Source organism: Haliea sp. E1-2-M8 (genome assembly GCF_030649675.1).
Taxonomy (GTDB): Bacteria; Pseudomonadota; Gammaproteobacteria; order Pseudomonadales; family Halieaceae; genus Haliea.
Map to the genome: position 1 here is coordinate 1 of NZ_JAUTDR010000013.1, position 19872 is coordinate 19872.

Genomic DNA, 19872 nt, shown 5'->3' on the forward strand with positions numbered 1-19872 from the left:
CTCTCAGCACAGATCAATGCAGCGAATCACCGCTTGTTGCGGTTGATAGCGGAGTTCGATCGCTGTGGTGGCTGGCGCGAGCAGGGAACGATGCGCTCCTGTGCCCACTGGCTGGTGGCCCATTGCGGTATCACGCTGGGGGCTGCGCGGGAGAAAGTCCGGGTGGCGCGGCAGTTGGAAGTGCTGCCGGAAGTCAATGACGCCTTCTCGGAGGGCGGCATCTCCTATTCCAAGGTGCGCGCCATCACCCGTGCGGCCTGCGATCAGGTAGCTACGCCGGAGAACGAGGGCTTTATGGTGCACCTGGCGCAGCAGAACAGCGCGGGACACCTGGATAAGCTGGTGAGCAGGTACGAACCAGTCGCAGAGCCAGGGCTTGCGGGATTGCTGGAGTCGGGGCCGGAGGAGCTTGCAGCTGCCAGTGTTTCGGGCGAGGCAGCTGAGAATGGCGCCGCGCCTCCCGAGCTGGACGCCGAAGCAATGCGCGAACTGGCCCGTGAACTGTACTGGTTTCAGGATGAAGACGGCATGTGGATTATTCATGCCAAGCTGCCGCCGGAGCAAGGGCTGCTGGTCATGAAAGCCCTGCAGGCAGTGGCTCGGCCGCTGGAAGAAGAACGCAAGGAGGAGTGGCAGGCAAAGCAGAAGGCGCGCATGCAAGCGGTGGCGCGCAATATCCTGCAGCGCAGGGGCTCAAGCACAGATGCGATTTCGGAAGGCGGGGCGGGGCAGGCAGAGCCAGATGTTGGCGCAGAAGGCGGTGCAAGCCGGGAACTGCACACAGAGGCCCCCTCCGGTGGTGCAAGCGTGAGAGAGACCTCAGAAAACAGTGCCGGGGAAGCCCTGCCGGACCATCTTGCTTACGCCCGGGCGGAGGAGAAAATCTCCGCGGAGATTTTTTCGCAGCACATGAACCAGGTGCGAGCCGATGCGCTGGTGGCGATGGTGGAACACTTTCTGGCGTCGGGGCCGGATTATCGAGGCCTGCAGGGGTTGAAGGGTGCAGAGCGGTGCCAGGTTGTGATGCACGTAGACATGAATACCCTGCGCGAGCAGCGCTCGGGAGTGTGTTGCACTCATGGGCGGGCGCACTTCGAGGATAAACCGTGGCTGTCGCCCTCCACCGCACGGCGGCTGAGTTGCGATGCGTCGTTGGTCACGGTACTGGAGGATGACGCCGGCAAGGTGCTGAACGTGGGCAGAAAGTCGCGCATTGTGCCAGGGCGAATTCGCCGTGCGCTGCGCGAGCGGGACGGCGTCTGCCAGTACCCAGGCTGCCAGGAATCAGAGTATGTGGACGCTCATCATATCCAGCACTGGGCCGAGGGTGGCGAAACACGGCTGGATAATCTTTTGACGCTGTGCCGATTCCACCACCGGCAGTTACACCGCGGGTGCTTCGACGTTCGTCTCAATGGCACCTCCGCGGAGATCCTGGCGCCAGAAGATTTTTAGGGGCAGAGGATTCCATGGGGAAAGAGGGTCCCTTGAAAGCTCTAAGGTTTTTCTGGGGCCGGGGCCGGAATCGATGGTCCGGCGTTCCGGCCGGTACGATCGCAATGATTTGGGTTACTTGAGCTGGATCAAGCTGGCCATGCGGCCGGTGGTGCCGTCGCGGCGGTAGGAGTAGAAGCGCCGGGGGTCGCTCAGGGTGCAGAGCCCGCCGCCGTGGACGGCACCGACACCGGCTTCGCGCAACCGCATTCGGGCCAGGGCGTAGAGATCGAGAAGATAGTGGTCCGGGCGAGGGGCGGGGGTGAAGGCAGCCAGGATTTCGGCCTCCGCGACAGCGGCATAGCCCGATGCGGCGTCGCCCCCGGTAGTGGGTACCGCGGCATGGGCTGCCCCGGCATCGGCCGCCGCAGCGTGGGCTGCCGCAGCGACCGCTGCGGCAACAAATACATCGCGGACTTCGGGGCCGACTTCAAACGCCGTCGGGCCGATGGCGGGGCCCAGCCAGGCCAGCAACTCGCCGGGGTCGACCGGCAGGGCCGCCACCGTGGCCTCAAGCACTCCGCCACGGAGTCCGCGCCAGCCCGCATGGGCGGCCGCAACTACGGTGGCCGAACGATCACAGAGCAGTACTGGCAGGCAATCCGCGGTAAGCACCGCGCAGGCAATACCGGGCTCGTCGGTCCAGCAGGCATCGGCCTCGGGCACTGCACCGCTGGAGGATGCCCGCACTACCGCAGTGCCGTGTACCTGCCGCAGCCACTGCACGACGCTTCCCGCCGGCAACGAGCCCTGCAGGACGGCGCGATTGGCCTGCACCGCCCGCGGGTCATCGCCGACATGGTCGCCCAGGTTCAATCCCTGCCAGGGCCCGCTGCTCACACCGCCCTCCCGGGTGCTGACCAGGGCGTTGACTGCGGGCGGCGCCGGCCAGTCAGGCCTTATCAGGACGGGCGCTGACACTGTCTTCTTCCGCCAGCACATGCAGTAGTTCCACCATGTCCGGCGGCAGCGGACAGTCAAACTGCATCGCCTCCCCCGTGACCGGGTGAATCAGGCCCAGGGCCTCCGCATGCAGAGCCTGGCGCGGAAACTCGCGCAGGGCCTCGATCAGGCGCTCGGAGGCGCCCTTGGGGATCCGCGGGCGGCCGCCATAGCTGGGGTCGCCAATCAGGGGATAGTGGCGGTGCGCCATGTGCACCCGGATCTGGTGGGTGCGACCAGTTTCCAGGTTCACGGCGATGCGGGTGTGGTGGGCAAAACGCCTGGTCACCTTGTAGTGGGTGACGGCGGGCTTGCCGCCGGCTGCGACCACGGCCATTTTCTTGCGCTGGCGGGGGTGGCGGCCAATGGGTTCATCGATAGTGCCACCGCCGGTCATGGCGCCAATACAGACCGCGCAGTACTGGCGCTTGACGGTACGGGCCTGCAGTTGTGCTACCAGGTGGTGGTGGGCGCTCAGGGTCTTCGCCGCCACCATGACCCCGGAAGTTTCCATATCCAGCCGGTGCACAATGCCCCCCCGGGGCAGCTGCGCCATACTGGCGGCGTGGCCGATCAGGGCATTGACCAGGGTGCCGTCGGCGTGGCCCGCAGCGGGGTGCACCACCAGGCCCGCGGGCTTGTTGAGGACCAGGATGGCCTCGTCCTCATAGAGGATATCCAGCGCCACCGCTTCCGCCTGCCAGCTGACCTCGTCCTCCAGCAGCGCATCCACGGTCAGCTCGCTGCCGCTGTGCACCTTGTCCCGGGGCCGGCACTGCGCGCCATCCGCCAGCAGCTCGCCGCGCTTGATCCAGGTCTGCAGGCGTGAGCGGGAATAGTCCGGGAACAGACGCGCCGCGGCCTGGTCCAATCGTTCACCATCGAGCTCGGGGCCTACTTCGGCCCGGGCGCGGATTCTGTCTGCCATGGGAATTCCTGTTTAAGCCCCGGGAGTGATGTGGTTAAATAGCGAGCTTATGTCAATTCCCAAGTCTATCACGCCAGCGGTTGCCACCTTGTTGAATTCAGTAAAGATCACCATTGCCCTGCTGCTCGTCGCCCTGCTCTTCGGTTGCGCCGGCAACGACGAACTGGACGAGCTGGCCGCGGACAGCGGTGAGCAGCAGATGTACGATAACGCCCAGCGTTATCTGCGCAGCCGCAATTTCGACCTCGCGGTGCGCAGCCTGCAGCTGCTGGAGTCGCGCTACCCCTTCGGCAAGTATGCCGAACAGGCCCAGCTGGAGCTGATCTACGCCCACCACGGGGCCTACGAGCATGAGGCGGCGGTGGAAGCCGCGGACCGCTTCATCCGCCTGCACCCGCAACACCCCAGCGTCGACTACGCCTATTACATGAAGGGCCTGTCCGCCTACAACGCCCAGTCAGACATTTTTGCCCGCTTCCTGCCCACCGATGAAAGCAGCCGGGATACCAGCCACGCCCGCGAGGCCTTCGCCGAGTTTGCCCAGCTCGTCGCCCGGTTCCCGGACAGCCCTTACGCGGCGGACGCCAAGGCCCGCATGGTGCACCTGCGCAACCTGCTGGCGCGCCACGAAATCCTGGTCGCCAACTACTATTTCCGTCGCGGCGCCTACCTGGCCGCCGCCAACCGCGGTCGCTACGTGGTGGAAAATTTCCAGCGCACCCCGGCCGTGGCCGATGGGCTGGCAGTGATGGCCCAGGGCTATATCCTGCTGGGCATGAACGACCTCGCCGAGGACGCCATTGCGATCCTGAAGCTGAACTACCCGGACTATCCGGCTCTGGGCCGGGACGGCAAGTTCATCAGCGACTACTCTTTGGACGGCCCCCAGCGCTCCCTCGTCAACCGCACCACCTTCGGCCTGTTCGACCCGCCGCAAGTGCCCCAGTTCGACAGCCGCGCCCAGTATAAATAGAGCGGTTCAGTCCCCCGGCGTCCAGGCGGAGGTAATCGGGTAGCGGCGATCACGGCCAAAGCCGCGGCGGCTGATCCGCACCCCGATCGGCGCCTGTCGGCGCTTGTACTCATTCAAGTCCACCAGGCGCAGTACACGGTGCACCTGCTCTGCATCCAGGCCCGTGGCAATGATGGCTGAGGCGCTGAAATCCTGCTCCACGTAAAGCTCCAGGATCCGGTCCAGCACCGGGTAGGGCGGCAGGCTGTCCTCGTCCTTCTGGTCCGGCGCCAGTTCCGCGGACGGGGGACGGTCGATCACCCGCTGCGGAATGCAGGGGCGCAAGCTGTTGCGATAGCGGGCCAGTTCGAACACCAGGGTCTTGGGCACATCCTTGAGCACATCGAAGCCGCCGGCCATGTCGCCGTAGAGGGTGGAATAGCCCACCGCCAGTTCGCTCTTGTTGCCGGTGGTCAGGACCAGCAGACCCTTCTTGTTGGAGATGGACATCAGCAGCACCCCGCGGCAGCGGGCCTGAAGATTCTGCTCCGTGGTATCCACGCGGGTGCCGGCAAACTCCTCCTGCAGGGCCGCCATGAACGCCTCATACATGGGCTCAATGGAAATTACCTTGTGCTTGACGCCCAGCAGGGCCGACTGCTCAGCCGCATCCTCCACACTCATCTGCGCGGTATAGCGAAAAGGCATCATCACCGCCTCGACCCGCTCCGGCCCCAGCGCTTCCACCGCCGCCGCCAGGGTCAGGGCGGAATCAATCCCGCCTGAAAGGCCAAGCACCACGCCGCGGAAGCGGTTCTTGTTGACGTAGTCCCGCAGCCCCAGCACCAGCGCCTGCCACACTGCCTCCAGCTCAGCCAGCGGCGCGGCGACATCGAGGCCGCTGAAGCGGATGCCGGACCCGGTCTGTTCGGCCTGCAGCCAGTATTCGCCCTCGACAAAGTTGGGCGCCGCGGCCACCAGTTCGCCCCGGGCGTCAACAGCAAAAGATCCGCCGTCAAAGACCAGCTCGTCCTGCCCGCCGACCTGGTTCACATATACGACAGGGCAGTTGTTGCTGCGGGCGCGATCCGCCACCAGGTCCCAGCGTTCGACGCGCTTGCCGCGATGGTAGGGCGAGGAATTGAGGTTGATGATCAGTTCCGCGCCGGCCTGGACGGCATCGCGCACGGGGCCGGTCTCCCAGATATCCTCGCAGATCGTGAGACCCACCCGGACGCCGGCTATTTCCACCACGCAGGGTCTGTCCCCGGGCTGGAAGTAGCGCTTCTCGTCGAACACCAGGTAGTTGGGCAGGCACTGCTTGTGATACTCCGCCACAATCTCGCCCCGGTGCAGCACTGCCGCGGTGTTGTACAGGGCGATACCCTCGCGCCGGGGGTAGCCCAGCACGACCCAGGCGTCACCGGTCATGGCGGCGCAAATGCTGCGCAGGGCCTGGCTCACCCGCAGCTCGACGCTGGGCCGCAGCAGCAGATCCTCCGGCGGATAGCCGCTCAGGGTCAATTCCGGGAATACCAGCACCGGCGCCGCGGCCTGCTCCTGGGCACGCTCTATGGCAGCGATGACCCGGGCAGTGTTGCCCTCAAAGTCACCCACCCGGGTGTTCATCTGCGCCATGAGTATATTGAGGCTGGTCATGCGACTTCCGCTTTCGCTGTCAGAAACGTGCTATTTTCCGGCAAAGGCCGCGCCGCTGCCAGACCCGGTTCACATTTAGTCGGGATCAATCGTCCGTTCACCGGAGAATCAGGCCTGCTACACTGGGCGCTCCACCGCAACCAGGCAACGCCAGCGCGTGACTCGACCCGCGATCCTCACCAGGCCCGCCCCCCAGGGCGCCAGCCAGCAGAACCTGCTGCTGTTTCGCATCTATGTCGGCTACCGCTCGCTGCTGTCGATAGTGCTGCTGATCATGCTGGTCAGCCCCAACACCCGGCAGCTGGTCGGGGTGCTCAACCCCTCCCTGTATGTCGCCGTGGCGCTGGCCTACCTGGCTACCAGCGCACTGTTGCTGGGCTCGCTGGCGGGCGAGTGGCGCTACAACCAGCGCATGCTGTTCGTGGTCTTTTTCATCGACATTGTTGCCATCGTGTTGATGACCGACGCCAGCGGCGGCATGGAGAGCGGCTTGCCGGTACTGCTGGTCATCACCGTGGCCGCCGCGGCGGTGATGATCCCCAACCGCACCCTGGCCACCCTGATCGCCGCCCTCAGCGTGCTGGCGATCCTCGCCGACACGGTCTGGCTGGTTTTGCGCGGCACGCTGGATATCAATGCGCTGTTTCCGGTGGGCCTGCTGGGGCTGCTGGTTTTCGGCGTCTCCCTGATGGTCCAGTTCATCGCCAGCCGGCTCGGCAAGGCCGAGGAACTGGCGCGTTCCCGGGCCAGTGACCTTTACAATCTGCAGCGGCTCAACGAGCAGATCGTGCAGCACATGCAGACCGGCATCCTGCTGGTGAGCGAAAACAGCACCGTGCGGGTCATGAACAAGGCCGCGAGCGTACTGCTGTCGCCAGAGCGACCGATCACCATGGAACAGGGCCGCCGGCTGTTGGATTACAGCGAAGACCTGGCGCACCAGTTCAAACACTGGCGGGACAGCGGCCAGCACCGCGCCCAGCCATTCCGGGTGATGGAGTCGGCGCCGCCGGTGATCGCACACTTCCGCGAACTGCGGCCGGGCACCGAACGGGAGACTCTGGTGTTCATCGAGGACTACACCCCGGTTACCCAGTACGCCCAGTCCCTCAAGCTGAACTCCCTGGGGCGCCTGACAGCGAGCATCGCCCACGAGATCCGCAATCCGCTGGGTGCGATCAGCCACGCGGCGCAGCTGCTACTGGAATCTCCCGGGCTGGCGGAGTCCGACCGCCGGCTGGCGGATATCATCCAGCACCACAGTCAGCGGGTGAACCAGACCGTGGAAAGCGTGATGCAGATCTCCCGCCGCGAGCCCCCCAGGCCCGAGTACATCCCGCTGTGCCAGTGGCTGCCGGATTTTGTCGGCAACTATCTGGATGGCCTGCGAGATGTCGCCGAGATCACCGTGGACTGCAGCTACCTCGACCTGCTGGTGGAGTTCGACCAGGAGAACCTGCAACGGATCCTCGGCAACCTGCTGGACAACGCCCTGCGGCACAGTAAGATGGCCACTGGCCGCGAGCAGGCGCGGATCGAAGTGGCACTGGACTTCGGCAAAAACCAGTGCCTGATCGACATCGTCGACCACGGCACCGGCGTGCCGCTGCAGGAGCGCTCCAAGCTGTTCGAACCGTTCTACACCACGGTGCAGGAAGGCAGCGGCATGGGCCTGTTCCTGTGCAAGGAGCTGTGTGAAATCAACAACGCCGACCTTTACTATCGAACGACTGAACAGGGTGAGAGCTGCTTTCGGGTGGCACTAAATCAGAGGGAACTGTAGCCGCCGTGAGCTCCCAGACCGTACTTATCGTCGACGACGAGCCCGATATCCGGGAACTGTTGGGTATCACCCTGAGCCGCATGGGGTTGACCTCCTCGAGCGCCGCCACCCTGGGCGAGGCGCGCGACAAGGTGGCGCAGCTGCAACCCGACCTGTGCCTGACCGACATGCGCCTGCCCGACGGCAACGGCATCAGCCTGGTCGAATATATCCAGCGGGACTTTCCGGATATCCCGGTGGCAATGATCACCGCTCATGGCAGTGTCGAGACCGCCATAGCGGCACTCAAGGCCGGCGCCTTCGACTTCATCAGCAAGCCGATAGAACTGGAGCGCCTGCGCAATCTGGTGAGCTCCGCCCTGCGGCTCAATGACGCGCCGGCACCTCTGGCAGAGGACGACGACGGGAACAACCGTCTGCTCGGCAATGCACCGCAGATCGTCGCCCTGCGGAGCAAGATCAACAAGCTCGCCCGCAGCCAGGCGCCGGTGCATATCCACGGTGAATCCGGCGTCGGCAAGGAAGTCGTGGCACGGCTGATCCACAGCAATGGTCCGCGAGCGGAGAAGCCGTTTATCGCCGTCAACTGCGGTGCCATTCCCCACGAGCTGATGGAAAGCGAATTCTTCGGCCATCTCAAGGGCAGCTTCACCGGTGCCAATCGCGACAAGCTGGGACTGTTCCAGGCGGCCGAGGGCGGCACCCTGTTCCTCGATGAGATCGCCGACCTGCCGCTGCCCATGCAGGTCAAGCTGCTGCGGGCAATACAGGAAAAGGCTGTGCGCCCGGTGGGTGGCAGCGAGGAACAGGCGGTCGATGTCCGTCTGCTGAGCGCGACCCACAAGAATCTGGCGGCGGAGGTTGCGGCGGGTTACTTCCGCAATGACCTGTTTTACCGCATCAACGTCATTGACCTGCAGGTGCCGAGCCTGCGGGAGCGGCTGGAGGACCTTCCGGTACTCGCGCCGGCACTGCTGGCGCGCATCTGTGCCAGCACGGACACACCGCTGCCCACCATTGCTCCCGACGCCATGGCTGCCCTGCAGCAATACTGGTTTCCCGGCAATGTGCGTGAGCTGGAGAATATCCTGGAGCGGGCGGTTGCCCTGGCCGAGGGTGCGGCGATCGACGAGGACGACCTGCAGTTCGCACCACAACCCGTGCCCACGCATCCGGCCCGCAGCGACGGGCTGGATGTCGAGGCCGCCTTCGGCAACCTGGAAAGCTACCTGGAAGACATCGAGCGGCAGATTCTCAGCGCGGCCCTGGAACAGTGCCGTTGGAACAAGACCGCCACCGCCAAGCTGCTGGGAGTCAGTTTCCGCAGTCTGCGCTACCGGCTGCAGAAGCTGCAGCTGGACGACTGAGCCGGGCACGCCTACCAGCATTCCCGCAAACCACCCGGGCCGCTCGCGGTCCGCACGCCGTCGGAGTCGATACCCAGGGTGCCACAGCGCTCGTCCCGGGCCTGTTGCCCGACCGGGCGCGCCAGCGCCCTGAAGCGGTAATCCCCCTCGTCTCGTAGGGAAATCTCATACAGAGCGCCCGCGGTGACCTCCTGACCCTGAGCACCAATGCCAACAGCAGCGGGCAGGGAATACCCCAGCGCCGTCAGGTCGTCGGCGTACTGGCGGTGATTGACGAAGAAGTGCTCCTGCCGCGCTGCCAGCTGCAACAGTTCGGCCGTGGCAACCACCCGCCGCGCCTTGCGCGCCTGCTCGCTGTAGGCCGGCATGACCAGCAGCAACAGCAAACCGAGCAGCAGCATGACCACCAGCAGTTCCAGCAAGGTGATCCCGTGCGAAAACTTGCCGTGGCTACCTGCAGAGGCCGCGTTCACAGGCGGTCGATCCCGGGCTGGCGCCAGTAGATCTGCAGCAGCCGCGGAGCCAGCGAGCGCTGCAGCGGGCCGGGCAGCAGCGTGCCATCCGGGCCGGCAGCGATATCCGGGCCGCCCGAGGGCAGCAGGAGATAATCGCCAATGCGCAGCATCTCCGCCGGGACGCCGTCGCCCAGAGTGCGGTCGCGGCGATCACCCGAGAGCGCGCTGCCATCCGCCAGTGCCATCGCATACAGCCTGCCCTGCCCCGGTGTCCGCGCACAGGGTTCGGCGGACGGGGTAAAACTGCTCATGAACACCCGTCCTGCATCCACCAGCGGCTTGGCCAACCCCTTCTCACCGGGAGCCCTCAGGGCAATCTTCCAGCCATGGGTCAGGGCGTCGGCGCAGCTCCCCCCGGTGCCGCTGCCGCAATCGGTCTGGTCCGCGAGATCCGCCAGCCGCAAAGGCTCGCGCTCCCGCAGCGCAGCATCCCCGCTGCTGCTGAGATAGTCCCTTAGATAAAAGTGAAAGTTCTCGACCCCGGTTGCGGCGGGGTCCGCGCGGTTGCCGCTGGAAATGAGGACGCCATCCACTGCCTGCCCCTGCCCGCTGCGGGTTTGCACCAGCTCGGCGGCGTGAAAGAAACCGCGGTCATCGGCACCGGCGCCACCCAACTCCGCGAACAGGGTGATCGACCAGTTGTCAGCCCGGTGGTTGGGATTATCGCCGTGCCCGGGCGGCAGATCAACGCGCCAGATCCTGCCGCCGGTATCGCCCACGTAAAGGCGATGAATATAGCCCGCGGCATCGGTGAGTGCCGCAACCTCGGCGGCTATGCTGTCGTCGAGTTCGGCATGGGCATCGTGCCTGTTGCTGCGAACGGCGGTAGTGCCGCGCAGTGCCTTCCAGACCAGTTCACCGCTGCGAGCATCGACGATATACACGGCGTTACCCCGCGCCTGCCCGCTCTCCGCATCCCTATTCGAGCGGTAACCACCGCCAAAAACCAGCACATCGCGACTAAGACCCCCGAACTTCACCCGGCCCACCACCGGGGTGGAAAAGCTGAGCCCCAGTTCATCGAAGTCCCCGCCCCCGGTCCGGGTGATAACCCACTGCAGGCGCGGCGGCTGGGCAGGGTCGCTGATATCCAGGGCATAGTAGCTGGACCCGCCCCGGCGCAGGCCAAAGTAGACCAGCACCTCGTCGCCCTCCTCCGCGCGCAGATTGCCGTCCCCGTTGCGATCCCGCACCAGTGCCACCGGGCTGCCGTCGACGCCGTGGCGGAGTTGACTCGCCGGCAATGCACCGGCATGGCGCTGGCCCAGGTTCGCCAGCAGCTCGCGAGGAATGAACCCGTACAGCTCGCGGCCGCTCTCCCGGCCCTCGCTATCGGTATTTTCCAGCACGCGCAGGAATCCGTCGCCGCTGCCAAACAGCACCCTGACATTGGGGTTGGCGGCGCTGTACCCGGCGCCAACCGCGCCGTAGTTGATTCCCAGCGGCCGCGAGTGCAGCACTTCTCCCAGCAGCCAGTCCCGGGATCGGGGCGGTGCAGCGCTCTCCTCCCAGCCCTCCTCCCAACCCTCCTCCCAACCCCGGGCCCAGCGCAGCAACGCCAGAGCCTGGGCCGGATCCTCCGTGCCCAGCCAGGGGGCCAGCTCGTGGGCCGTGGCCAGGTCCGCATTGAGCGGCAAAAGGGCAGCCCCCTCCGCAGCCTCAGTGAACAGCTGGCGTTGGCCGCTGCCGTTAACGTCCCCCACGGTGGCGGTAGCTGGATCCAGACCGGGGATTCGCTGGCCCGCGCCGCCGCGGGCGACAGCGGCGCCATCCGCAGCGGAGTCAGCCTCCGCGCCAGGCAGCGCTGGCGGCAAGGTGTCGGCATCAGTCCAGAACGTCAGCGCCCGGGCGTTGATCTGGCCACGCAACGGCCCCTCCTGCTCAAGCCCGTTACCGCCCCGGCTGTCGACGACCGACGCCAGCGCCGCGGGGCTGCCCTCCAGCCCGGCCGACACCTCCGGCGCACCGCTCGCCACCAGCCTGAGCTTTTTCAGGTTGCCCCGCCAGCCTAGGCGCGGCCGCGCCTCGAACAGACCCAGGTACAGATCCCGCGGCATACCGTCCGGCTCACTGCCCACCCGGGGGCCCAGTGCGGTCACCAGGCTCCCGCTGCGGCTGACCAGGCCCAGCGCAACCTCTTCCAGGCTGCGCTGCAGCGCCACCGGGTCCGCCACCGGTAACGCGGCGCCCCCGGGCAAGGGCGTGGAACTCAGCTGCAGCACCTGAAAATCTGCGCAACTGCTCTCCTCCTGCGGTGGCGATTCCTGCCGCAGGAGAAAATACAGTGCCTCGCCAGCGGCGGGCTCCTCACCCTCTGCCGGCTCCAGCTGCGCTGTGATCGCGCTGGCGAGCGTGCCCTGTTGGTCCCCAAGCCGACGATACTCCGGCCCGACGGCGGTATCCCCGGGCGTGGTCAATGCCAGCTGGATATCCTCCAGTTGGGGCGACGCCAGCACCGCATCCAGTGCCGCAGCAAGCGCCGTACCCGCGGCGCCCGGCTCTACCTCCAGCACCAACAACAGATGGACCCGGGTGGGGTCCGGGATATGGATTCCGACATCATCCGCCCGGCTGGACATTGCAAGCAGCAGCGCCAGCAGCAAGACGAGACAGCACTGACCAGGGCCGCGGAGCGCAACGCTGATGTTTACCTGCTTGGGCATAATAACCTCCTCGGGCATCAGGATGACTGCGCCGGCACCAGCAGGGCAACGCCCTGCACTACCTGGGCGCTGCCGAGCCCGACTTCAGTCCCGTCAATGGAAACCTGTACTTCAAAGCTCGCCGCCTGCCAGCCGCTGGCGCCTGAGGCCCGCGCCTGGGGCAGGCGGAAATCCGGCACCGGCGCCAGCGGGGGGCCGCGCCGCGTGATCCGGTAATCCAGCGTGCTACCCCCGGGCGGCGCGTGGCCCGACGGCGCGGCGGGCAGCACTGGTCGAGTGCAGGTAGCACCCTCACCGCAAAGACTGTCACCGACTGCAAGATCGAGCGGGAAATGCGCGGGATTGAGCGCCAGGGCCCGGGCGATCCCCAGGGCCTGCTGCAGCGCCTGCTCCCGAAACTGGTCGTTACCGGCCAAGCGGAACTCCAGCGCGCTGACCCGCAACGCGGTAGCGGCCAGCACTGCCAGCAGCAGCAAAAACACCATGACCAGCAGCAGGATATAGCCGCGGGGCCGCTGACTTTTTGCGCCGCAGCGTCGCTGCTGTTGCAGCAGGGCAGGCACCGGCCTAGCCCGCCACCGGCCGCACGGCCGCATTGCGCAATTGCACGGTGGCGCTGAACACGCGGCGCAGGTAGCCGTCGCCTGCAATATCCAGCGTGGTCTGGCCGAGACGGTACTGGCGATTGTCGCGGTAACCCTGTAGCGGCGTCAGGCCGCGCTGGAGCACATGGATCCGGGCGCTGACCGCCCACTGCAATTGTGCAGCCGTAGGATGGCGCAGGTAGTAGTCCGGGACGCCGTCACCGCCCTCGTCAATCCCGAGTTCCAGCAGCAGGTACTCGACGCCTTCCACCAGGCACTGGGTCAGCAGGCCCGAGGGGGCCAACCTTTCCGCGCACAGCGCGGGTATGCCGTCGGCGGGTTCAGCGGAATAACGCCGGACATAGAAAATGCGCGGGTATAGCCGCCAGTACCAGGCGCCACTGCCGGCCAGCTCCTCGGCGGCATCGACCAGGCCCGCCTGCCACCAGTCGGCGTCGCCGCTGTGCTCTCGCCAGCGCAGGTACCAGTGGCCGTTATCGACCGCGGACACGCCGGGCGAATACACCCCGTTGGCCAGGGTGGCCGCACCTGCGACCCGCCGGGTCGCCAGCAGGTCGCTGCCCTGCTGCAGTGCCGCAGCCGGCAGACAGTCCAGGTTGCCCCCCGACACGGTCCGCGGCAGCCCGCCGCGATAGTCAGGTTGCAGATCGATTGGCGGCAGCGGCCCCAATGGCCAGCGGCCGGCAACGCCACAACCGGGGCCCGTCGCCGGGGCCGGGGGCAGCGCGCTGCCAGCAACACCGCCAAAGAAGCCCGCCAGCAGCAGTTCCCGCCGCAGCAGGTTGACTGCATAGCGGCCGTTCTCCTGCAGCCGTGCCGCCTCATCGTCGAGGAGGTACTGGTGTTTGGCCTCGAGATACAGGGCAACGACCGCCGCCGAGAGCACCAGGCCAAGGGCCAGCGACACCAACAGTGAGATGAGGGACAGCCCCCCCTGCAGCGGATTCACCCGCCGGCTCCCGTGGCGGACCACCCGATCCAGCTGCGCATGACCAGCACCCGGCGCAATTCATCGGCGGGGCCGTACCAGCCACCGCCGGCCCCGCAGCTGGATTCCGCGGATCCGGTCAAGGGTTGCAGCCCGCGCCAGGCAATGGCGACACTCACCCGGCCAGAAGCGACCGCGACACAGGCCCGGGGCTCGAGCAGGCCCGCTACCGGCCGCTCGACACCGTCGACGGTTGCCACAGCCGCCGCGCCCGCCAACAGCTGCAGCCACTCACCGAGATCGTGCGCGGCCAGCTCCGCCGGCGTACAGCGGTGGGCGCCAGCCCCCGCGGCCGACGACCGGGCACAGGTGGGAGACGTGATTGGCGCTGCGTCAGCCGGGGCGGCGTTATCCAGAAGATAGGCCTGTAACTGGCGCGGATTGCTGCGCATGCGTTCAAGCAGGTCCCGGGCCAGCGCGGTGGCCGTTGAACGCTGTTGCGCCTCCAGACCATTCCGCTTGGCGCTTACCTGCGCCCCGACCAGCCCCAGCAGGCCCACGGCGAAAACCAGCACCGCCACCAGGATCTCTATCAGGCCCAGCCCGCCCTGTCTGCGGTTCACGCCAGCGCCTCCCGGGGGCACTCGCCCCAGCCCCGCACCAGGCGCGAGCGCCCGACAATATTCATCACCAGGCTCCAGGAGGCCAGGCCCGGCTGTGCGCGCGAGCAGATCATCAGGGTCCGGTTGCGGCCCGCAGAACCGTCGGGCATGAAGGTGATGAGCTCGTCCGCCAGCAGGGTGCCGCTGCGGTTGCTGAGCTGCAGCTGCGGGTGCATCGGCAGGTAGGCCTGTATCAAGCTGTTGGGACCAATTTCCAGGTCGCGCCCGGGGTTGTTGAACACAATCCAGCCCCCGCGGTAGTCGCCGTCGCAGGCCAGCACCCCGGAGACCGCGTACCTGGAGGGGCACAGGCTGACGGGAAGGTTGCGCCGCACCGCCTCACTGCGGGCCAGGTTGAGCGCCACCAGCAGACGGGTCGCTTCGGCCCGCATCTGCGTCCGCTGCTGCAGGCTCTGGAAGCCGGGCACCGCCACCACCGTGAATATCCCGAGCAGCGCCAGCACCAGCATCAGTTCCACCAGGGTCAGGCCCCGGGCTGGTTTTCGTATCGACATCCTGTCCACGAAACACCTCCCTGTTGCCTTTCAGCTTACCCAGGAGGCGGCACATTGCCAGCCAGGGGCGGTATCTGATGAAAGCGGGCAGGAAAGGATGAACGCCGGCGGCCCCAAGAGCCCGCGGCGACAGGGGAACTCAGATCTCGCGGGTGGGGATGCGCAGTTCCCGGGGCAGGGAGAAAGTCACGTGCTCCGGGCGCCCGACCAGCTCGACCGGTGCGGTCGCACCGAGATCCTGCAGACCTTTGATCACGGCGGCCACCAGCACCTCTGGCGCGGAGGCGCCCGCGGTCACGCCGATGCGGCTCTTGTCCTGCAGCCAGGCCGGGTCGATGTCCTCTGCGCTGTCCAGCAGGTGGGCCTCGGCCCCCATGCGTTCCGCCAGCTCCCGCAGGCGGTTGGAATTGGAGCTGTTGGGAGAGCCGACCACCAGCACCAGGTCGCACTCCGCCGCCAGCTGCTTGACCGCGTCCTGGCGGTTCTGGGTCGCGTAGCAGATGTCGTCCTTGCGCGGTCCCTGGATGTGGGGAAACCGCCTGCGCAGGGCGTCGATGACCCTGGCGGTATCGTCCACAGAAAGCGTGGTCTGGGTGACGTAGTAGAGCTTTTCGGGATTGCGCACCACCAGATTGGATGCCTGTTCCTCGTCCTCCACCAGATAGATGTCACCGCCGGCGCTGCGATCGTACTGGCCCATGGTGCCCTCGACTTCCGGGTGGCCACAGTGACCTATCAGCACGCACTCACTGCCGTCATCGCTGTAGCGGGAGACTTCGATATGCACCTTGGTCACCAGCGGGCAGGTGGCGTCGAACACTTTCAGGCCGCGCCGGCCCGCTTCCCTGCGCACCGCCTGGGACACACCGTGGGCACTGAAAATCACGATACAGTCGTCCGGCACCTCTTCCAGCTCCTCGACGAATACCGCACCCCGGGAGCGCAGGTCCTCCACCACGAACTTGTTGTGCACCACTTCATGGCGCACGTAGATTGGCGCTCCGAAAATATCCAGGGCCCGGTTGACGATGTCGATGGCGCGATCCACCCCGGCGCAGAAGCCGCGGGGGTTCGCCAGCCGGATTTCCATCAGTGCAGCTCCGCCGGCTCTACCCGGTGTACCAGCACATCGAAGTGGATGGTGCGGCCGGCCAGCGGGTGATTGAAGTCCACGGTCACCTCTTCCTCGTCGAACGCCACGATCAAGCCCGGCAGTTCGCCGCCGGCGGCGTCGGCAAAGGAGAACACCAGGCCAATCTCAAGCTCCGCGTCGTCATCGAAGTGTTCGCGTGACAGGATCTGCACATTGTTGTCATTGGGCTGGCCGAAAGCGTCCTCCGGCAGCACGGTGAACATCTGCCGCTGGCCCGGGGCCATGCCCAACAGCAATTGCTCGAAGCCGGGCAGCAGGCTGCCGTCGCCGACGACAAAATTGACCGGCTCGCCGCCAAAGTTGCTGTCCACCTCGGAGCCGTCCTCCAGGCTGACAGAAAAATTCAGGAACACGCGGGTGCCTTCGCCTACAGGTACATCCAGGGTCACGGGGTTTTGCTCACGAGGGGTCATTTGCCTCCAGTGTGTCCGGCCGCGAGGCCAGCAGGCTGTCGAGAATCATCAGGGCAGCGCCGACCGTGATGGCCGCGTCTGCAATATTAAAGGCGGGGAAGAAGTAGCCGCCGTAGTGGACCGAGATGAAATCCACCACGTGGCCCAGCACCAGCCTGTCCCACAGGTTGCCTATGGCGCCGCCAAGAATCAAGGCCAGGGACAGGGGCAGCAGACGCTGGGTCGCCGGCAGCCGGTGCAGCCACAGCACCAGGATACTGCTGATCACTATCGCGATGCCGCTGAAAAAGTACCGTTGCCAGCCCCCCGCGTCGCTGAGGAAGCTGAAGGCCGCACCGGAGTTGTACTGCAGGGTCAGGTTGAACCAGCTGGTCAGCACCACGGGGCGGCCGTAATCCAGGTACTGTTGCGCCATACCCTTGGTCAGCTGGTCCAGCACAATGATCAGCAGCGCCAGGATATACCAGACGTAGGTCGGCAGGGATTTAGGCAAAGTGGCGCTGCTCCCCATTACCGTCGATGTTCTCGACACAGCGCCCGCACAGGGTCGGGTGGGCGCTGTGGCTGCCCACGTCCGGGCGCCGGTGCCAGCAGCGTTCGCATTTCTCCTCCTGCGCGACACTGACCTGCAGGCGCAGGCCGGCGAGTTCCGTTGCCGCGGCAGCCTCGGGAGCGGAATCCAGCGGCTGCAGCGTGGCAGCGGAGGTAATAAGCACAAAGCGCAGCTCGTCGGCCAGCGTCTCCAGCAGTGCCTGCAGCTCCGCGGAGACAAACAGGGTGACGCTGGTGTCCAGGGAGCCGCGCACCAGGCCGGCGGCCCGCTGCACTTCGATCTCGCGGTTGACCGCGCCGCGCACGGCCATCACCTGCTGCCAGTAGTCCCGGCCCATCGCCTCGTCGCCGGCGAGGGTATGCAGCTGGTCGTACCACTGGCACAGGAACACGGATTCCGGCCGGCTGCCCGGCAGGTTGTCCCAGATCTCCTCGGCGGTAAAGCTGAGGATCGGCGCCACCCAGCGCACCAGTGCCTCGGCGATATGGTACAGGGCGGTCTGGGCCGAGCGCCGGGCGCGACTGTCGGCACGGGTGGTGTACTGGCGGTCCTTGATCACGTCCAGGTAGAAACCACCCAGGTCGTTGCTGCAAAAGTTGTGCAGCTTCTGGTAGATCAGGTGGAACTGGTAGCTGTCGTAGGCCTGGACAATCTCTTCCTGCAGACGCGCCGCGCGATCAATGGCCCAGCGGTCCAGGGACAGCAACTCATCGAAGGGCAGTGCATCCGCCGCAGGATCAAAGCCGGTCAGGTTGGAGAGCAGGAAGCGCGCGGTGTTGCGGATGCGGCGGTAGGAGTCAGCCGTGCGCTTGAAGATCTCGTCCGAAACTGTCAATTCACCGCGGTAGTCGGTGGCCGCCACCCACAGGCGCAGAATGTCGGCGCCGAGATCCTTCATCACGCTGTTGGGCGCGATCACATTGCCCAGGGACTTGGACATCTTGCGGCCCTGGGCGTCGACCGTGAAGCCGTGGGTCAGCACCTGTCGGTACGGCGCCTCGCCATAGGCGGCTATCCCGGTCAGCAGGGAGGACTGGAACCAGCCCCGGTGCTGATCGGAACCTTCGAGGTACAGATCCGCCGGCGACTGCAGGCCAGCCCGCCGGCGCAGCACGCAGGCGTGGGTCACGCCGGAATCAAACCAGACATCCAGGGTGTCGCTGACCTTCTCATACTCGTCCGCTTCCGCACCCAGCAGTGCCGCCGGGTCCAGCTCGAACCAGGCCTCGATCCCGCGTTGTTCGATAAGCAGTGCCACCGCCTCGATTAGCTCGGCAGTGCGCGGGTGCAGTTCCCCGGTTTCCCGGTGGATAAACAGGGTGATGGGGGAGCCCCAGGTACGCTGGCGGGAGATGCACCAGTCCGGGCGCTGCGCCAGCATGGCATCGATGCGGGCCTTGCCCCAGTCTGGGATCCACTGCACCTGCTCGACTGCATCCAGGGCACCCTGCAACAGGCCGTTCTGCTGCATGCTGATGAACCACTGCGGGGTGGCGCGGAAAATGATCGGGGTCTTGTGGCGCCAGCAGTGGGGATAGGAGTGGTCATAGCCCTCGCTGTGCAGCAGCACGCCGCGGGCGGTCAACAGTTCCACCATGGGCTGGTCGATCTTGAATACATGCTGGCCGGCGAAGATTTCGGTGTCGGGCAGATACACGCCATTGCCCCCTACCGGATTGTAGACTTCAAGGCCGTACTCCTCGCCCACCACGAAGTCGTCCTGGCCGTGGGCCGGGGCGGTGTGCACGGCGCCGGTTCCGGCCTCGGTGGTAACGTGATCACCCAGGATCACCGGCACCTGCCGCTGCTGGTAGCAGTGCCGGAGCAGCTGATGCTCCAGCGCCCGGCCCTTGCAGCGGCCGAGGATCTCGACCGCTGGCAGGCCGTAGCGTGCGGCCACGGTGGAAGCCAGCTCTTCCGCCACTACCAGCGCGCGGCCCGCGCCCGCCAGCAGCACGTAATCCAGCTCCGGATGCAAGGTCACCGCCATATTGGCCGGCAGGGTCCAGGGGGTCGTGGTCCAGATGGCCACGGCGATCTCGCCGCTGTAGTCGCTGCCGCAGGCGGCGCTGATGGCCGCGGGATCCAGCGCGACAAACGCCACATCAACGGCCGTGGAGCGCTTGTCCTGGTATTCCACCTCGGCCTCCGCCAGGGCGGAGCCGCAGTCCAGGCACCAGTGCACCGGTTTGAAACCCTTGTGCAGGTGGCCGTTGTCGATGATACGGCCAAGAGTCCGGACGATATCCGCCTCGAACTGGAAGTCCATGGTCAGGTAGGGGTTGTCCCAGTCGCCAAATACGCCCATACGCACAAAGTCATTGCGCTGGCGGTCCACCTGGCCGGCGGCATAGTCGCGGCATTTCTGGCGGAATTCGGCGGCGGACACCTTAACCCCCGGCTTGCCGACTTTTTTCTCGACATTGAGTTCGATGGGCAGGCCGTGGCAGTCCCAGCCCGGCACATAGGGAGCATCAAAGCCCGCCAGGGTACGCGACTTGACGATAATGTCCTTCAGTACCTTGTTGACCGCGTGTCCCAGGTGCAGGTCGCCATTGGCATAGGGCGGGCCGTCGTGAAGAATGAACAGCGGCCTTCCCGCGCTGGCGCTGCGAATCTTCTGGTACAGACCGCGCTCCTGCCACTGCTTGATCCGCTGGGGTTCCCGCTGGGCCAGGCTGGCCTTCATCGGGAACGCCGTCTGCGGCAGGTTCAGCGTGTCCTTGTAATCACTCATGCA

Annotated in this window: 17 protein-coding genes; 4 read left to right on the forward strand and 13 right to left on the reverse strand. The window is 66.0% G+C overall.

The window, feature by feature from the left end; translation table 11 throughout:
- On the forward strand, nucleotides 1-1455 hold a 1455-nt coding region (locus Q6D67_RS12240; RefSeq protein ID WP_304705900.1), incomplete at its 5' end, for an HNH endonuclease signature motif containing protein.
- Nucleotides 1456-1569: 114 nt separating this feature from the next.
- On the opposite strand, the gene pgeF is transcribed toward Q6D67_RS12240, so the two are convergent.
- Both pgeF and rluD read right to left on the reverse strand, forming a co-directional pair.
- On the reverse strand, nucleotides 1570-2415 hold the full coding sequence (gene pgeF, locus Q6D67_RS12245) for a peptidoglycan editing factor PgeF (RefSeq protein ID WP_304705901.1): 846 nt from the start codon (nucleotides 2413-2415) through the stop codon (nucleotides 1570-1572).
- Nucleotides 2387-3364, reverse strand: a complete 978-nt coding sequence (gene rluD, locus Q6D67_RS12250; protein WP_304705902.1) for a 23S rRNA pseudouridine(1911/1915/1917) synthase RluD — start codon at nucleotides 3362-3364, stop codon at nucleotides 2387-2389. The genes pgeF and rluD overlap by 29 nt, the downstream gene beginning before the upstream one ends.
- A gap of 91 nt (nucleotides 3365-3455) precedes the next feature.
- Here rluD and Q6D67_RS12255 point away from each other — a divergent pair, with 91 nt between their 5' ends.
- Nucleotides 3456-4337, forward strand: a complete 882-nt coding sequence (locus Q6D67_RS12255) for an outer membrane protein assembly factor BamD (protein WP_304706030.1) — start codon at nucleotides 3456-3458, stop codon at nucleotides 4335-4337.
- A gap of 6 nt (nucleotides 4338-4343) precedes the next feature.
- On the opposite strand, the gene Q6D67_RS12260 is transcribed toward Q6D67_RS12255, so the two are convergent.
- Nucleotides 4344-5975 (reverse strand): NAD+ synthase, encoded by a 1632-nt coding sequence (locus Q6D67_RS12260; RefSeq protein ID WP_304705903.1) that lies wholly within the window; start codon nucleotides 5973-5975, stop codon nucleotides 4344-4346.
- Nucleotides 5976-6132: 157 nt separating this feature from the next.
- Here Q6D67_RS12260 and Q6D67_RS12265 point away from each other — a divergent pair, with 157 nt between their 5' ends.
- Both Q6D67_RS12265 and Q6D67_RS12270 read left to right on the forward strand, forming a co-directional pair.
- Complete coding sequence (locus tag Q6D67_RS12265; protein ID WP_304705904.1) at nucleotides 6133-7758, forward strand: PAS domain-containing sensor histidine kinase; 1626 nt, start codon at nucleotides 6133-6135, stop codon at nucleotides 7756-7758.
- 5 nt (nucleotides 7759-7763) lie between these two features.
- Nucleotides 7764-9125, forward strand: coding sequence for a sigma-54 dependent transcriptional regulator (locus tag Q6D67_RS12270; RefSeq protein WP_304705905.1), 1362 nt, complete (start codon nucleotides 7764-7766; stop codon nucleotides 9123-9125).
- A gap of 11 nt (nucleotides 9126-9136) precedes the next feature.
- Here the strand turns inward: Q6D67_RS12270 and Q6D67_RS12275 are convergent, their stop codons facing one another.
- From Q6D67_RS12275 to ileS, 10 genes are all read right to left on the reverse strand, one after another.
- Complete coding sequence (locus Q6D67_RS12275; protein ID WP_304705906.1) at nucleotides 9137-9598, reverse strand: type IV pilin protein; 462 nt, start codon at nucleotides 9596-9598, stop codon at nucleotides 9137-9139.
- Nucleotides 9595-12303, reverse strand: a complete 2709-nt coding sequence (locus Q6D67_RS12280) for a pilus assembly protein (protein WP_304705907.1) — start codon at nucleotides 12301-12303, stop codon at nucleotides 9595-9597. The genes Q6D67_RS12275 and Q6D67_RS12280 overlap by 4 nt, the downstream gene beginning before the upstream one ends.
- Before the next feature lie 17 nt (nucleotides 12304-12320).
- Nucleotides 12321-12866, reverse strand: a complete 546-nt coding sequence (locus tag Q6D67_RS12285) for a hypothetical protein (RefSeq protein ID WP_304705908.1) — start codon at nucleotides 12864-12866, stop codon at nucleotides 12321-12323.
- Between the two features lie 4 nt (nucleotides 12867-12870).
- A complete protein-coding gene (locus Q6D67_RS12290) occupies nucleotides 12871-13857 on the reverse strand; it encodes a PilW family protein (protein ID WP_304705909.1) in 987 nt (328 codons plus the stop codon).
- Nucleotides 13854-14459 (reverse strand): type IV pilus modification protein PilV, encoded by a 606-nt coding sequence (pilV, locus tag Q6D67_RS12295; RefSeq protein WP_304705910.1) that lies wholly within the window; start codon nucleotides 14457-14459, stop codon nucleotides 13854-13856. Before pilV ends, Q6D67_RS12290 begins: the two co-directional genes overlap by 4 nt.
- Nucleotides 14456-15013 carry a GspH/FimT family pseudopilin gene (locus Q6D67_RS12300; protein WP_304705911.1) on the reverse strand — a complete coding sequence of 186 codons (558 nt, stop codon included), beginning with the start codon at nucleotides 15011-15013 and terminating at the stop codon, nucleotides 14456-14458. The genes pilV and Q6D67_RS12300 overlap by 4 nt, the downstream gene beginning before the upstream one ends.
- Before the next feature lie 139 nt (nucleotides 15014-15152).
- Complete coding sequence (gene ispH, locus Q6D67_RS12305; RefSeq protein ID WP_304705912.1) at nucleotides 15153-16103, reverse strand: 4-hydroxy-3-methylbut-2-enyl diphosphate reductase; 951 nt, start codon at nucleotides 16101-16103, stop codon at nucleotides 15153-15155.
- Nucleotides 16103-16579, reverse strand: a complete 477-nt coding sequence (gene fkpB, locus Q6D67_RS12310; RefSeq protein WP_304705913.1) for an FKBP-type peptidyl-prolyl cis-trans isomerase — start codon at nucleotides 16577-16579, stop codon at nucleotides 16103-16105. The genes ispH and fkpB overlap by 1 nt, the downstream gene beginning before the upstream one ends.
- Nucleotides 16566-17072 carry a signal peptidase II gene (gene lspA / locus Q6D67_RS12315; RefSeq protein ID WP_370551958.1) on the reverse strand — a complete coding sequence of 169 codons (507 nt, stop codon included), beginning with the start codon at nucleotides 17070-17072 and terminating at the stop codon, nucleotides 16566-16568. Before lspA ends, fkpB begins: the two co-directional genes overlap by 14 nt.
- Complete coding sequence (gene ileS, locus Q6D67_RS12320; protein WP_304705915.1) at nucleotides 17065-19869, reverse strand: isoleucine--tRNA ligase; 2805 nt, start codon at nucleotides 19867-19869, stop codon at nucleotides 17065-17067. Before ileS ends, lspA begins: the two co-directional genes overlap by 8 nt.
- Between the last annotated feature and the right edge of the window lie 3 nt (nucleotides 19870-19872).